We start from the raw sequence: 15,127 nt of genomic DNA, 5'->3' as shown, positions 1-15,127 counted from the left end.
AAACCGGCGGGTAGCCGTCACGAGGTACCACCCGGAAGGCCGATGACGGCCTTATTCGTCGGGATGCCGTCGTGCTGGATCCGGGCGTCCTTCTGCGACAGGGTGGGTCCGACGGCGAACAGGGACACAATGGTCCACGGTGCGGGCACCGGGGTCCGCAGCCCCAGCGAGGTCAGTGTCGAATCCGGAGTGGAGTTGTTCTCCACCACCGCATTGATGCCGTAGCGAACGCCGCTGTCGGAGATCCAGAACAGCGACTCCCGCCGCGGCGATCCCGGATCCGCCCCGGTCACCTGGACGAAGCGCCCGGTGGTACGCGGCAAATACGCGGCGTCGGCGGTGGAACCGCGCGATCCGGTGGCCGTAACCAGGCCGACGGTTCGACTCTGTTCGTCCACCTTCAATGGCAGCTGTCGTCCCACGAGCAACTCGGTCGAGGCATTCTGATCGGTGCCCGCGCGCCACCAGTGATAGCAGGTCACCCCCAAGCGCGTCGGATCGACGACATGCACCGGTCGAGTCGGATAGGCGGCGGTCCCCGGCCACGCACCCGGCCGCAGATTCGCCGCTATGACATCCGGTCCGACCGTCCGGGTAGAGATCGAACCATGCGAATCGGCATTGCGGATGATCGACGCGAGCACCGAATTGATCTGCACCACACCGGATTCCGATACCAGGTAATAGAATGCGCCGCGATCCGGCGCCGATACCGTGAGCACCGAACCGACCGGCACGCTCAAGCCCGAGGAGAACGTCACGATTTCCCCGGCACCTGGCACGTCGGGCACGCGCAGCGGCGGCACCTCGGGGATAGCGGAGATGAAGCCCTTGGAGGCGGAGACCACGGTCGAAGTCGGGTCGATGCCCAATGCCAGAATTACCGCCGAATTACTCAGATCGATGGCCGCCCGGACAATGCCCTGTTGCGGATCGTTGTACACCAGCCAGGTGGTGGTGTCGTCGCGCAGCAGTCGCGCCTCATCGGCGCCCAACCCGCGGATCGCATCGCCATCGACGGTCAGCGGACCTCCGATTGCCGTCGTCACCACCGGCGACAATGCGACCGTCGGCAATCCGGTTTGCGGATTGACCGGCGCGGCCGCCCCGATCTTCGCGGTATCACACACCGTCCACGACGAATTCCGGTCGCCATTGTCCGCGATCACTCCGGGCGCACCCGGGATACCGACCCACGGCCCACGCGGATACTTGGCCAACTCATCGCGCGAGACCGGTACCGGATTGTCCGGCGAACCGGCGATCAGTCGCGCCGAGGTCAAGTTCAGCGCCGGATGCAGCCGGGCGCCGACACGCACGTACAGCGCGCCGGTGTCCTTCTCCGCGATAATCCTCGACTCCCCCACCTTCTTGGCGGGTTTGAAAAATGCCAGCAGAGCCGCACCGGCGATCACCACGCACGCCAACGCGATGCCGATCGACAGCGCGGTGGAGCGACCACGCTGCGGATCGTCGATCATCGAGGCGTCCCGACGCACCAGCGCGTGCTCGATCCGGCGCAGCAGAAAACGCCAGCCCGATATCTGGTGCTTGGTCACCACCCGGAAGCGTGCCATGCGAATCAGCCCGTCGCGGCCGGCGCCAAGCCCGTGAGTGCCGCGTGGACATCGAAGGCGTTGATGGTCATCAACTCCTCGTTGGTCATCGCAGCGACATCGGCGTTATCCCTGGTGAATCGGTAGTCCCGCTCGGCTTCGGCGGCCTCGACCACATTGCGGACGAAACGACCGTTACCCGCCAGATCGATCAACCGCCGACCATTGCGGCTCTGCCCCGCCAACTGCTCGCACCGATCCCGCAGCACTTCTTTGGCGTCCGAGGAAAGGATCGAATCCTTGTTGCGGGCGATATGGTCGGCGATACGCACCAGTTCGTCGGCGTCATAGCTGGAAAAACGAATGCGCTTAGTGAAGCGCGAGGCGAGGCCGTCGTTAGAGGCCAGGAACCGGTCGATCTGATCCTCGTAACCCGCGATGATCACGACCAATTTGTCGCGGTCGTTTTCCATGCGGGCCAGCAAGGTGTCGACGGCTTCCTTACCGAATGCGTCACCACCGGACAGCCCCTCCTGGATCAGGGTGTACGCCTCGTCGATGAACAGCACACCACCGAGCGCGGAATCGATCAGCGCATTGGTTTTCGGTGCGGTGTGGCCGAGGTGGGTGCCGACCATATCGTTGCGCGACACCTCGATGACTTCGGCGTTCTCGACGACGCCGAGGCCGGCGAAGATTTTCGCGATGACGCGGGCGATCGTCGTCTTACCGGTACCAGGCGGGCCGGAGAAGATCAGATGCTGCGACCGGGAATCCACGGCCAGTCCGCGCTTGGCCCGCACCTGATCCATCAGCACACCCGACTTCAGCCGGTCGACCTGCTCCTTGACCGAGTCCATGCCGATCTGGGCACGCAGCAGATCGGATGCCTCCTCCAGCTGTGACTCGCGAGCGAGCCGGGCGGCGGATGCGGCGACTTCGGTCGGGTCGTCACCGGACTTCGGATCCCACTGGTTGGTGCGCGAAGCGAGGACCTCGACGGAGGTGATCTCCAGTCGATAGGACTTGTCCCGCACCGCCCGCTGCCATTCGGGTCGGTCCGGCCAGAGCGCGGAACCCTGCAGCCCCTTGAGGATCTTGTCGGCGGCATCGTGATCGCCGTCGTGCCGCAGCAGCATGCCGAGCAGGTAATGCGCGTCCGCCCAGATGTAGGACAGATTGCCGGACTGACTGTCCTCGACGATGCGCTGCGCGCGTGGCAGGGCCTCGCCCAACCGACCGAGATGCGCCAGCGCCTGTGCCGTCATCAGCTCGGCCGCGATATCCAGCAGCCCATCCTCGAGCGCAGGCTTGGCATTGCGCGCGGTGAGCACATCGATCCACTGCTTGGTGCGGAAGAACAGCGACATCCGCACGAAGTCGGCGACATCATCGCGCGGCACCTCGGCGAGAATGGCCGCGGCCTCCTGCCACTCACCACCGTCGGCGTACGAGCACGCCTGGGCGATGGCGATCTGATCCCGATCCGCCATGGCCACGCGCAGTCCGAAAACGCCGATCTCGACCTGACACCACAGCGCACGATCGACCAGACCGGCGCGTTGCTGATCTCGGTACAGGTTGTGAACCGATCGGTACGCACCGTAGATCACCTCGGAGGTGACCTCACCGGCCATGGCGCGGCCCAACCAGGCATCGCACATATCCGGATCCAGGTCCGTGGCGGCGCGGAAGGCAGCCGCCGCCTGCTGTTCATTTCGCACGCCCCCGGCGACGAGCGCCAGACTTTGCACACCTGTGTAGAACGCGTCCTCGGCCGCAGACAACTCGGACTTCCCTTCCGACGATCCTCGTGGACCGAAGATAGCCATTTCGAGCCCGGTTACGACTGCCGGGCTATTCCCAAGAATGGGAAGGCGGCATCGTTACTCGACGTCCGAGTCTATTTGCACATCATTTATCGGCTCGACATTGAATGTGCCGTTATTTAGCGGTATATTGGTGCTGGGTCGACGGTCCCTCATCCCGAAGACCCAGCCCCGTCCAGTGGTGGTCGGTGGCCGTAATCCGGCCGTCGGCCACCACCTGGCAAGCGGCGGATCGTCACCCGAACCCGGCGATCTGTCATGCGGCGGCCGTCGGTACCCCACACACCGTCGGCCGCCGCTTCCGTTTCGGCGGCCCGTTCACCGGTCGCCATCTTCGCGGTGCCGGACCGTGGGTACGGTCGCGGCCAATTCTTCCGATGTCGTCTCCGATTGCCGAGCGAGCTTCGACCACGGTGTTTCCCGCGGCTTACGCGCTGTAGTGGCGCGCCGGTCCAGGGATTGGAAGGCCTTGGCGGGCACACCTTTCGAGAAGGCCGCGCGCTGCGCCGACGCCCGGACCGCATGCGCCCAAGGTGTTACGAAGCCGCGCGAGCGGCTCGGACCGGGCGAAGGTTGTATACGGGGGCCGACTTGAACGGCGCGGGAGCCGGTCACTGCTGCGTCCCCGGCCGGGGCTGCGCCGGGGTTCGGAGGTTCGGCAGGGACCGCGTCGGACGGATGCGGTACACCAGGAGTCGCGCTCGGCGTCGGCGCTCCACCAGAGACCGCGCTCGGCGTCGGCGCTCCACCAGAGACCACGGCAGGCATCCGAGGTTCGACGGTGGCCGTGCCAGGCAACTGCGACTCGACAGCAGTCACACCGGACAATTGCGGCTCGGCAAGGGACACGTCGGGCATCTCCGGCTCGGCCTCGAGCACTCCCGGCATCCTCGATGCGGTATTCGGCACGCATGCTGTTCCCGGTTCGACGGCTGGCACGCCGGGCATCCCCGGTTCGCGGGCCTGTTCGGCGGGCGACGCGCGAACGGACGCCGTACCGGTGAACAACCTGTCGACATCGCGGCCGAGCGGTTCGACCGCCCGGCCGATCACCTCGATGACCAGGTAGCCGATCAGCGCCCGCTCCATCTGGGCGCACAGTCGACGCGCCGCCGCCGCGACGAGCGGTCCGGCGATCCGCGCGGCGGGTGTCGCGGTCATGGCCGCGTAAGTCGTTGCCAGCGCGGCGAGTTCGGTCAGAACCACCGCCTTCGTCACGGTGATCACGTAGGCCACCGCATCGAGTGCCTTCGCGATGATGGCGCAGACCCGATCGAGTTCGGCCTGATGGTCACCGTTGGCACCGGTCCAACTCGCGACCAGCCGCTGGTACTCGGCGAGCGCATCCGCGCTCTCGTCGGCACCGGGCGCGCGTGTATTCGCGGCAAAGGTGCGCACCTTGACCGCCAGCCCACGCACATCGCCTTCATCGATATCCGGGTATCGAACCCCACAACAGTCGAGGAAATCCGCGACCTCCGGCGGAATCTCCACCGCCACTACAGCACCCGCACCACAACGGCGTCGCCCGACATGCGCGACCACTTCACGGTCGAACCGGAATACGGCGCCTCGATGACCATGCCGTCGCCCGCGGCCAACTGGACATGCTCCGGCCCCCGCGCACTGAACGAGCTCGCCGGAAATACCAGGTCGCCAGGGCGCACATCCGCCGGGGAGACTCGCACCCCGCTGTAGATCTGCTCGTAGGTCGTGCGCGGCAGCACCACATGGCCGTCGGAGGCCTGTGCGATCGCGTACTGGGTCAGACCGGAACAGTCGAAACCACCGCCGCTCGGTCCACCTGCGCCACCGCCGCCCCAGATGTAGGGGGTGCCGAGCCATTCGCTGGCAGCGCCGACCGCTTTGCTGCCCGCAGTACCGTCCGATGGCACCCGAGGTCGGCCGCGCCGACCATTCGACAGCACCGCGGATCGAGAACGAGCCCGCCGACGCCGACGCGGTGTCGAACCGGCGGCCTTGCGCCGGGACAATTCGGGCATGCCGGGCGGCATGATCTGCGCTGCCCGCTGACGCGCCGCCGCGACATCGGTATCGACCTGTTTGGCCGCTTTGGCGATAGTCGCATGTGCCGCCTCGAGCAGGGCAGGCCCGCTGAACCGGGTATCGCCGACCGATGCGATCGCCTGGATGCGCGACTGCAGGTCGGCGATCTGATTGGTCAGCCGATTCCGGCTGACGACTGTGCCGTCCCCGGTATCGCCGACAGTCTTGTGCACGACACCGTCTTTGCCCGCATGCGATTCCGCGATCGTCGACTGGATGCCGCGCGCATCGGTGTAGTTCACGACGCCCGATCCGGTGTGCGCACTCATGTCGTTGCTGACAGCTCGAACAGTGCTCGCGGTGGCGGCCGGATCGGGTTGACCGTTGCCGTACAGCCCGAGCAGCTGCCGCAAGACCTCGTTGAGGTCGCCCGTCAGTGCCGGCGACATTCGACCGACTCGCTCTCGCTCATCACCGACCGCCTCTCCGGACCTGCTCGCCAAAATGTTTCGCCGGTTGGCACCGGGTCGCCCCGAATCTCGGGGGCTGACAACGACTATGAGGCAATTGCGCGAATGATTCATCTTCCCAGCGGCGGGAAGCCACGACAATGGGAAAGAACTTCTGGGAGGCGGTGGCGACAATATGGCGGCAGAACTGGCGGGTACCGCGGCCGACACCTGGCAAACGCTGTTCGGCTCTCCCACCGCCGGCAATTCCGCCGGGCCCGGTGCGCCTTTCGGTTCGTCGCCTGGTGCCCCGTCCGGCCAACTGCCCGGCTTCCCTGGAAGCCAGCCGCCCGGTGCGCCGGGAAGCCAACCCCCCGCTGACGGGTCCGCCCAGCCGCCAGGCGCTCCGCCCCGAGATCCATCGGGCCAGCCGCCCGTCGACGGTACGGGCCAACCGCCGGGTGCGCCCGGGGCCGCTCCGGCCACCGCCATGTTCGGCGCACCGCCCGGCGCAACCGACACCACCTCGGCGACCACGACCGCGAGCAAGGCCAAGACCGGCCATTACTGGACCGTGGAGCTGATACCGCCCGCCGGCGCGTCGGCGGGTTTGAAGGCGTTCATAGCCATGGCTGAAGAGGCCATCCAAACCGCCGTCGACCTGCTGGGCCGGGGTACCCCCGAGCTGCCGCCCAAGGTCGACGATCTACTGCGACCGGTGATCTACGAGAGCATCGGCGACAGCCTGATGAAAGAGCAATACCAGCAAGCTCTCGCGAAGGTCCAGTCTCGGCAGACCGCACTGCTGACCTACGACACCAAGGTCATGAAGACCTCCATTGTGGTCGCCGCGGGCAGTGACGAGACGCTGCGGGCGATCAAAGAGATCGTGGCCGAACTGCAGGCGAAAATGAAGGCCGTCGGCAGCGGGAAGCTCAAACCCGCTCAAGAGGTGACTCTGATGAAACTGGTCGCCGAGGCGATCGACCTCGTATATGACAAGGTCGAGGCGGTCTACCAGCTCAACAACGATATGGCCGGTGACGGTAATTCGGACTCCGGCAAGAGCGGGTCCGGCAGCAGCGGCCAGTCCGGATCCAGCGGTTCCAGCGGTGGTGGTGGCGGCGACGGCGGACTCGGGCAATTGGTATCGATGCTCGGAATGCTGCCCATGATGGCAATGCCATTGGTGTCGCAGTTGCCGCAATTGCTGAAGCAGCAGGACAAGGACAAAGACAAGGACAAAGACGCGGCCGAGGACGGCGCGCAGCCCGGCGGAGGCCAGCCGCAAGCGGCGGCACCAGGCAGTCCTGCCGCTGCGGCGGCGGCACCCGCAGGCCAACCCGCAGCGGCGCCCGCCGCGACAGCCGGCGCGAGTGCGCCTGGATCGGCCACGCCGGTGGCGAATATGTCTCCGGTGTCGGCTCGCGCCAATGTCCGACGCGCGGTGAATCGGAACGGGTCGACTCCGACTGATACCGACACCGACGAATCGCACGATGAGGATCCCGATGACGAGGTCACCGTGGATTCGCCTGTGGTGCAGGCATAGTCGCTGTTCCCTCGACGCGACTCGGCAAATGATTTCGTCTGCTGAGTCGCCGCCATGGCCGAATTAGTCTGGCCCGAACCGGATTCCGTCTACGTGGGCGCACATTTCGGCGTGCGGGCGGTACCGTGACCGACGGCGAAACCTATCTGCACCTGGTCGACTTACATCCTGGGCCACCGTGCGGACCCCTGGATTTCAGCGAAACCGCTATGCCATGTCAGATCGTCGGCGCGCGCCAGCGGGGGATCTCCGGCTCGGCCGGTCCGCGTCCGGCCAGTGCGCGGCTGCGGAACGGTTCGGGCCAGCCGCCCGCCGGATTGCCGAGTTCGCCACGCAGGAAACCGATTACCGAATCCGGAATGTCGTAGCAGCCCGGATCAGCAGCGTAGCTTTCGATATCGACACCCCGGATTCGAAGGGCGAGTAACCGCTGACTGGGCTTCCGGTGGGGCCGGTGCCGCTTCGACAACGAGCGCACGGCACTGGCGGACTTACATACCGAACTACCGCGCGCCCTGGGCTTCAGAGGACCGCGGTGCGCCATCAGATCGTCGGCGCAGCAACCGCAGGCGGGGCTCGCCGGGCCGGTGCCGCTGCGACAACGAGCGCACGACAGCGGCCGACTCACACACCGAACCACCACGGCCCCCTGGGCTTCAGAGGACAGCGGTACGCCATCAGATCGTCGGCGCGGTCACCGCGGGTGGTGCGGTCGGGGCAGCCGGCGCGGCGGTGACCCCGGGCGCGCTCGGCGTCGGCGCCTGCTCCGGCTGCTGCGCGGAGTTGTCCAGATCGGCGCCACTCGGATGGAAGAACCCCTGGAAATCGCCGTAACCGCCGGTGCCGCCGTCGGGTGGGTTGTTCGGGTCGAGCGGCACGAGCTGGCCGTTGATAATGACCTCGAGTCCAGAAGGTTCCACTACGACAATGGCACTCCGATTCGCCCACTGCACCACATCACCGGTCTGCAGGTGCGAACTGTCGACCGAAACCCACGGACTTCCCGCCGAGGGTTGTCCGGTCGTGCCCGAGTAGGCCGACCTGGCATCGCTGCCGTTCGGATTGTTGAGTTCCTTGTTCACGGCCTGCGCGACCGCCGAGGACACCTTCTGTGTCGTACCGTCGGGCAGCTTCATATCGACCATCGACCGCCCACCGGCGCCCACCGGCGGTGGTGTCGCACTGGCGTCGGCTTGGACCACATTGGTCGGCTGATCCGTCGCGACCGCCGGCTGCGTCTGAGCCTGCGCCGCAGCCTGCTGCTCTTCCTCCCTGCGCCGCCGACGCCGCTCCTCGCGCTCCTCTTCCTCGCGCTGCTTCTGGTCGTCCTGACCGTTGTTCCCCATCATCTGCTGCATCATCTGCGACATCATCATCGGCAGCATCATCGAGCTCATATCCATACCGGACCCTGAGGAACCGCCGCTGCTGCCCGAGTTGTACCCGGCCTGGGTCGCCTGGTTTCCGTTGGTCCCGTTCGCACTGTTCTCGAGCGCACTGATCGCCGAATTGATCGCGGACATGATGCCGTTATTCGAGCCGTCGGTGCTCGTGCTGCCGTCGGTACTGGTCGTGCCATCGGCGTTGGTCGTCGTCGAACCGTCGCCGAGCAGATCGTTGAGGCCGGGGTCACTGTAGTCGTTGGTTGGTTGGGGCTGGGGTTGAGGTTGGGGTTGGGGTTGAGGTTGAGGTTGGGGCTGGGGTTGAGGTTGGGGCTGGGGTTGAGGAGATGGGTCGTCGACCAAGAGGCCCAGGTTCCGGAATTTCTCGACCGCCGTCGCATAAGCCTTATCCCAAAGCACAACAGTGTCGTCGATAGGCTTGACGTAATATTGCTGTTCTATTGCGGGCGTCAAGTAGAACTTGCCGTCCTTACCCTTCTCCGCCACGTCGTTGATGTTTACGTCATTATCAGGGTTGCGTTCCCAATGAATGTAGTTGATCTTGTCGCCATCGCGGACGGCGCCATGCTCCGGATCCGTAAAATCTCGTTTAAGACTGGTGTTGAGGTCCGTTACGAGCTGCTCAAGCTGCTTGAATAATTCTTGGCCCGTTATCTTGGAATTGTATGTTTCGTTTGAGACCGCCTTGTGATCCTGCTTGTAAGTTTTCCACCGGTCGTCCAGATTGCCTTTCACGGTATCGGCCCCACCTACGATGCCCCCCCAACCGCTCGCGGATTTGACTTGTTCGCTGCCGAGAATACCGCTAAAGTCTGGATTATCCTTCGGATGACCGATACCGAGGGTGTCGAGATCCCATTGCATGGTGGTCTCGGTGTCGTTGATGAGCAGTTTCAGCGACTCGCTGTGCCCCCTAGGCAAATACAGATCGACTTTATACGCGTGTTTGTCCTCGGATGGAACCTTCTCGAAGCCGAAATCATCCCCGTACTCCGGCTTATTTTTCGCCTCCTGGGCTTTGATATACGTCGACGGGTCCCCGGAGTCGAGCGAGGCGACGAGATCCTTGTATTTCGGATCATTCTTGAGGTCACCGGCAGAGTCGGCGAGCTCTTTCAATGGGGGGCGAACACTATTGAGCGACGAATCGGCTGTATTAAGCTGATCGAAAGCCTTCTTGAAATCGTCCGGACTCAACTCGAGAAGCTTGTTCATCGAGTTCTTGGCATCATCACCCTGGTAGCCGACGCCATGCCAGTCGTCGGGCTCGTAATTCTTTTTAACCGTACTGACGGCGTCCTGCACTTCTTTGTCGCCCATCAGCTTCTCCTCTGTTCGCTGAGGCTTTCGGACTTCGCCGGACTTCTCCGCATTTCGGCGATGGACGGGGGAGCGCCGTCGAAGCGACTGGCGCTGACGGCATGGGTATCGGGACCGACGCCGCGACCAACCTCGACATTCGGAACCACCCGAAGTGTGCTGCTCGTCGCCATGACCTGCGTCACAGCAGTCCGTGCCGTCGCCGGGAACTGCGGGTGCTCGGTAATCTGCCCGTACGTGTACAAAGCGTCGCGCAGAGTCTGCCGATCGAGTCCGGCTGCGGCGAGCAGCAGCAGCAATTCATCCGCGCGACGCTCGAATACCATGCCACGGAGCGCTTCCGCGACGGATCCATCGAGGCGGACGCCGCCGACCGGAACATGCGACACATCCACACGCCGCGACCGTAGTGTGGCCGCTGCCATGTCATCAGCCGCGCGTACCTGGTCCCACCAGCTCGCCGGGACAGGCTCGCCAGCGAGCAGTGCGTCGAGGATCCGCTGCCGCCGGGCGCGGCGCGCACCGCTCTCCCCGTCGATGCCGGGGAGAGCGGTGCGGACCTGCGCATCCGCGGCTCGCGCCAGCTCGAGGCAGTTGGCCCAGATCTCCGTTTCGGGCACCGTCGCGGCCTTTTCCAGCAACTCCACCGAACCAGCCAGCGTCAGCCGGTCGACCAATCCGACACCGGGCGTGGTGAGGTCGACAGCGGATTCAGCGGCGGACACCCACTCGTCGATGGCGACATGGTCGCCGAGGGCTGCGCGCACCCTGTCAGGAATTGCCGCGGACGACACCAGGGCGCTGAGCCGGATACTGCTGCGCCCGACCATCATCGAACCAGACTCTGCGAGCATGCGGGCAGGGTCCGTGGTACCTTCCAACGCCGCGATGGCCTCTCGACCCGCCCCGCCGAGGATACCGTCCCACCGCCACGGGAGAATGATCTCCGATGGCAGGAATAATCCTGGAGGCAGCCATCCACGGCCCTCGGTGGAGGTCAGCACAACGATAGGTCCGGCGGGTGTCCGTGCTACGCCCACCGCCCATTCCAGACCGAGCGCCGAATCACGAACCGCGGCAAGGACAGCGGCGAGCAGGGTGCGGGCAAGTACCAAGTCATCGTCAGCCTGCTCACCCACCACGAACGACGGTAGTGCCCGTCTATCCTCTGCCGTGTGCGCCGCCGCGGCGAACGGGCCTGCGCCCAGCGGCGCGGGCACACGAGCAGCTGCTTCGGCGGGGTAGACCGGCGTCATGGCCGGGCCCGCCGCCAGTGGTGCGGGCATCTCGCCGATCACGCTCGAGCCACCGCTCGCACCCGAGTCACGAGCCGCGGCCGCAGGCATGTCAGCCGCATTGTAGTCCGGTACGCCGCCTGGGGACGGTGAGGTTCCGATCGGCACAACAGCTCCGGCGGGTAGCGCCGCTCCGGTGGGCGACGGCGCTCCGGCGGGCAGGCCGTCGGAGGTCTGTGGTGCCGATGCGGCGGGCGAGACGGATGTCTGATCGGTGTGGAGCGTCCCGTCCGGCGTGGTTACAGAAGGCTGTGGTTGGGGACCGTCCACGATCGGCGTATCCGGCCCGGTGTGCACCGGTGCTGCGGGATCGGTGGACACGCTAGGTGTCGGTGTCGAATCACCAGGAGAGGTTGCGTGGCTGTTGCCACTCGACTGATTGATTTGGTGCGCGCCGACCTGATCACCCCCTTCGAGTGCTCTTGCCGCCGCGAGCAATTGGTCTCGCGCCTGCTCATGGTTGACGGCAGCGCGTTCGGCCTTATCGTGGCGCTTGTTGTAGTAATCTACCAGCGCGCCATGCATCGGGTCGGCGATCGTACCGTAGGTGTTTGGAAATTCATCGAGCCAAGCATGCGGGATTTCGCCCCACTTCCGGATGTCTGCCGCAGCCAATTCGTGCTGCTCGGCGATTCTGCGCAGCTCCTCTGGGTCGACAATCAGGTATTCGGGCATGCTCGGTTGATCCTCCCGCCATTCAGCTCAGATTCATTGTTCCGGCTTCCCAAAATTGGGGGGCTGCCGATCCGACCCGGCGGCCCGCCAATCGCGCATGATCTCCGAGAGCGGTCGTGGTAGATTTTCGGGATCGTTCATCGCGATCTGGTACTGGCGGCGCGCATCCTCGGCGCTTTCGGCGATTGCGACCACGATTTCCTCGGCGAGCTCCCGATTGCCGAATCGGGCACAGGTTCCCGGTGCCAGGTATAGGTCGCACAGCCGTCCCTTGGCGTCGACCTCGGGAATGACCAATCCGCTCGGGGACGGTCGACGCGCAACAATCGCGTCGGCCCGTTCGCGCATGTCGGCGATACGGTGCCGTAACTCTCGCCTCAAGCTGAGTCCGACGCGTACGTCGGGGTGGATGTCTCTCATCGATCCTCACTCATCCTCATCCGCGGGGCCGGACGCCCCGCCTGTGCGGCGATTGACTGAAGAGCCCTTCTCGATCGCCACGTCGGAGAGGCAGTTGACGGGAGTCTGGCCCCGTTGAGTGCTCCGTGTCCTACAGGATGCGGCACGAGGGCCACATTGGGTTCCCAACGCTGGGAAGGAACCATACTCGGGTGCGAGCCAGTCGCATCAAGGCGAGAACATCAGTCCCCTCGAGGCCCCCAATCGACGATTTCACCACCGACTTCGGCGGTCTGCGACACGCCGTCCCACATGCTGTGCATCGGATGCCCGCCGCGTTTCCCTCCGCACTGCTCGGCGCCGGTCGACCATTGGCGCTGCGCGGCGCGGGTCATTCCTGCGATGGGCAGACAGTCGCCAACGGTGAACTGCTCATCACCTACGCGCCGGACACTGCTGCCCCGCAAATGCGGGACCTCGGCGACGGCCTGATCGAGGTGCCCGCCGGCATGAGTTGGTATGGCCTGGAGCGTTACCTCGACCGCCGTAACAGGGCCGTCCTTGTATTACCCAACTACCTGCACATGTCGGTTGGCGGCACACTCTCTGTGGGCGGCGCAGGGATCGACTCAGTGCGTTCTGGCATGCAGATCGACCATGTGGAACGGATCCAGCTGATCGACGGAACAGGAACAAGCCGCTGGTGCTCACGGACAGATCATCCGGAGCTGTTCCGGTTCGCACTCGGTGGACTCGGTACTGTCGGACTGATCGAACGGGCGGTGTTGCGCACCGTGCCGAGCTGTCGTGACACCCACGTGCATCGCGCAGACCACGCCACACTCGCTGAACTCGCCGAGCACACAGAACGGATCGCACAGCGCGACGACATCGACATTTACTGTGCATCCCTGCGCCAGGGCAGGCTTTCTTCCACCACCGGCTGGCGCGGGAACGGCCTGCGGCGATGCCGCGATGCGAGCTGCACGATCATGTCCGATCTGCCGTTCGTCGGGGAATATCACACCGAATCGATAGCCGCCCGGTTCTCGGACCAAGTGCGGCTATGGACCGATTACGTCATGCCCGCAGGACAGTTCGCGCCGATGCTCGGGGCCGTGGAGACCTTGCTGGACCGAGCTCCATTGAAGGATGTTCACGTGATGTTGTACATCCTTATAGTGCGCCGCTCGCCCGACGCGTCCTCGTTCGCCTTCGCACCAGTCGGCACCGCCCCCGTATCAATCGGATTGGGCTTGTATACCTGGATCGACTACGAGCCGGCCGTTATCTCCGCCACTCGCCACGTGTTTCGCGACCTTCTCGAGCGCTGTTGCGAACTTGGCGGGCGCCCTTACCTTTACGGCGTCAACGACCTCGACGGCTCACTGGCAGAGCGCCTCTATGGAACTGACCTGAATCGACTCGCACAGCTGCGCTCCGCGCATCAACTGGAACATGTCAATGCCCACCTCCCGCTCGCCAGGGCGGCCGAGCAAATCTGACTGATCTGGCAAACCGAACCAGCCGACGCAGACACCGCGTCATGTGGGCGCTGCCTCCAGGATTGGGGATGCGGATGAGTGCGATGTCGGCGGAAAGAGAGATTGTCTCTATGGGAGCTGCCGCAGAATTCCTGGTCGGCTTGGCCGAACGGGTGGCGACGGGTTGTGACCCAACGTCCATTCGCGCCATGGTGGAACGAGCCTCTGGTGGACAGCTGGACGCGCTCGGGCCGGATGGACAGCGCGCAAGTACGTTGACCAGATCCGGTATTCCGTTCGAAGCCAGCGTGAGCGGTGGTCGTGGGAAGTTCACGCCTGCCGTGCGCTATATCACCGAAACCGCTACGCAGCAGACGGAGTTCGGCGCTCGCGTCTCCGCGCAACTCGCCGCGATCCGCGATCTGGTCGCATGGTTGCCGAATGGGGATGAGACAGTCGCCGATATGTTGCAGTCGTTCGTCGCGGCGCTGTATCCCGATCCCGCGAAGATCCCAGCGCGGTATCGATCCGCGACATGGATAGGGGTAGTCCATCACGCGGCGGCGCCACATCACGCGGCCCGTCTCAAGGTATACGGCGGTCCGACGATTGTCCCTGGGGCACTGGAACGGTTGTGCAGTGCCTGGCCAGAGTTCGCCGGATTGGCGTCGGTACCCGACGATGAGCCGCTCATCAACACCGCTGGTGCCGCGATCGAGGTGGACGCACGTGGCAACGTGAACCACAAGATCTACATGAGGACCCAGCGGGAGGACTCCGCTGTGCCGATGAAACTCGTGCGCTACTTCGGTGATCCCGCATGGGAATTGCTGTCCGAGTTCGTTCGGTGTGGCGCCGACGCGGCCAAGCTCCACCGCTTCCGCTGGTTCGTCTGCCGTCAACGCGGCGTAGGCGACCCTGTCTTCGGACTCTCGCTTACCGCAGGGCGCGATGATGATCTGACCACGCTCGCACGCGAACTCGCAACCCGTCACCACGGCACCACTGATGCCGTCGACGCTCTCGCCCACGCGGCCGAATCGTCCGGGGCGAACTGGCGTTACTCGTCGATCGGGCTGGGCTTCTCGCCCGACCACGGCATCGACAAGCTCAACGTCTACGGCACGCCCACCTGGAGTGCCGAGTAGCCCTCGATGG

General features: G+C 64.9%; 10 protein-coding genes and 1 pseudogene. 3 read left to right on the top strand and 8 right to left on the bottom strand.

The window, feature by feature from the left end; genetic code table 11:
* Positions 1-17: 17 nt before the first annotated feature.
* The 4 genes from eccB to ACQPXH_RS11305 all read right to left on the bottom strand — a co-directional run bounded on the left by eccB (position 18) and on the right by ACQPXH_RS11305 (position 5,841).
* Complete coding sequence (eccB, locus tag ACQPXH_RS11320; protein WP_433602262.1) at positions 18-1,577, bottom strand: type VII secretion protein EccB; 1,560 nt, start codon at positions 1,575-1,577, stop codon at positions 18-20.
* A gap of 5 nt (positions 1,578-1,582) precedes the next feature.
* Positions 1,583-3,388 (bottom strand): type VII secretion AAA-ATPase EccA, encoded by a 1,806-nt coding sequence (gene eccA / locus ACQPXH_RS11315; protein ID WP_433602261.1) that lies wholly within the window; start codon positions 3,386-3,388, stop codon positions 1,583-1,585.
* A 315-nt stretch (positions 3,389-3,703) separates the two neighbouring features.
* On the bottom strand, positions 3,704-4,885 hold the full coding sequence (locus tag ACQPXH_RS11310; protein WP_433602260.1) for a hypothetical protein: 1,182 nt from the start codon (positions 4,883-4,885) through the stop codon (positions 3,704-3,706).
* Positions 4,885-5,841: a C40 family peptidase gene (locus ACQPXH_RS11305; RefSeq protein WP_433602259.1), complete on the bottom strand. Its 957-nt coding sequence runs from the start codon at positions 5,839-5,841 to the stop codon at positions 4,885-4,887. The genes ACQPXH_RS11310 and ACQPXH_RS11305 overlap by 1 nt, the downstream gene beginning before the upstream one ends.
* 196 nt (positions 5,842-6,037) lie before the next feature.
* Between ACQPXH_RS11305 and ACQPXH_RS11300 the strand changes: the two genes are divergently transcribed.
* On the top strand, positions 6,038-7,393 hold the full coding sequence (locus tag ACQPXH_RS11300) for a hypothetical protein (protein ID WP_433602258.1): 1,356 nt from the start codon (positions 6,038-6,040) through the stop codon (positions 7,391-7,393).
* A gap of 241 nt (positions 7,394-7,634) precedes the next feature.
* Here ACQPXH_RS11300 and ACQPXH_RS11295 read toward each other — a convergent pair.
* The 4 genes and pseudogenes from ACQPXH_RS11295 to ACQPXH_RS11280 all read right to left on the bottom strand — a co-directional run.
* Positions 7,635-7,817: pseudogene (locus ACQPXH_RS11295) on the bottom strand (hypothetical protein); the annotation flags it as partial.
* A gap of 253 nt (positions 7,818-8,070) precedes the next feature.
* Positions 8,071-10,116: a hypothetical protein gene (locus tag ACQPXH_RS11290; protein ID WP_433602257.1), complete on the bottom strand. Its 2,046-nt coding sequence runs from the start codon at positions 10,114-10,116 to the stop codon at positions 8,071-8,073.
* Complete coding sequence (locus ACQPXH_RS11285) at positions 10,116-12,086, bottom strand: type VII secretion target (protein WP_433602256.1); 1,971 nt, start codon at positions 12,084-12,086, stop codon at positions 10,116-10,118. Before ACQPXH_RS11285 ends, ACQPXH_RS11290 begins: the two co-directional genes overlap by 1 nt.
* Before the next feature lie 33 nt (positions 12,087-12,119).
* A complete protein-coding gene (locus ACQPXH_RS11280; protein WP_433602255.1) occupies positions 12,120-12,506 on the bottom strand; it encodes a hypothetical protein in 387 nt (128 codons plus the stop codon).
* A 305-nt stretch (positions 12,507-12,811) separates the two neighbouring features.
* Here ACQPXH_RS11280 and ACQPXH_RS11275 point away from each other — a divergent pair, with 305 nt between their 5' ends.
* The gene (locus ACQPXH_RS11275) at positions 12,812-13,990 is read left to right on the top strand and encodes an FAD-binding protein (RefSeq protein ID WP_433602254.1); all 1,179 of its coding nucleotides are present in this window, start codon (positions 12,812-12,814) and stop codon (positions 13,988-13,990) included.
* A 110-nt stretch (positions 13,991-14,100) separates the two neighbouring features.
* Entirely contained in the window at positions 14,101-15,117 is a 1,017-nt protein-coding gene (locus tag ACQPXH_RS11270; RefSeq protein WP_433602253.1) for a hypothetical protein, read from the top strand.
* The last annotated feature ends 10 nt before the right edge of the window (positions 15,118-15,127 follow it).

Origin of the sequence: Nocardia sp. CA-135953 (genome assembly GCF_050955735.1) — a bacterium.
In the GTDB taxonomy this organism is placed as follows: Bacteria; Actinomycetota; Actinomycetes; order Mycobacteriales; family Mycobacteriaceae; genus Nocardia.
This window is presented reverse-complemented; position numbering and strand designations above follow the sequence as displayed.

Coding starts and splice junctions, on each gene's coding strand:
- eccB (WP_433602262.1), bottom strand. CDS start 1,577: ATGGCACGCTTCCGGGTGGTGACCAAGCACCAGATATCGGGCTGGCGT.
- eccA (WP_433602261.1), bottom strand. CDS start 3,388: ATGGCTATCTTCGGTCCACGAGGATCGTCGGAAGGGAAGTCCGAGTTG.
- ACQPXH_RS11305 (WP_433602259.1), bottom strand. CDS start 5,841: ATGTCGCCGGCACTGACGGGCGACCTCAACGAGGTCTTGCGGCAGCTG.
- ACQPXH_RS11300 (WP_433602258.1), top strand. CDS start 6,038: ATGGCGGCAGAACTGGCGGGTACCGCGGCCGACACCTGGCAAACGCTG.
- ACQPXH_RS11290 (WP_433602257.1), bottom strand. CDS start 10,116: ATGGGCGACAAAGAAGTGCAGGACGCCGTCAGTACGGTTAAAAAGAAT.
- ACQPXH_RS11285 (WP_433602256.1), bottom strand. CDS start 12,086: ATGCCCGAATACCTGATTGTCGACCCAGAGGAGCTGCGCAGAATCGCC.
- ACQPXH_RS11280 (WP_433602255.1), bottom strand. CDS start 12,506: ATGAGAGACATCCACCCCGACGTACGCGTCGGACTCAGCTTGAGGCGA.
- ACQPXH_RS11275 (WP_433602254.1), top strand. CDS start 12,812: ATGCCCGCCGCGTTTCCCTCCGCACTGCTCGGCGCCGGTCGACCATTG.
- ACQPXH_RS11270 (WP_433602253.1), top strand. CDS start 14,101: ATGGGAGCTGCCGCAGAATTCCTGGTCGGCTTGGCCGAACGGGTGGCG.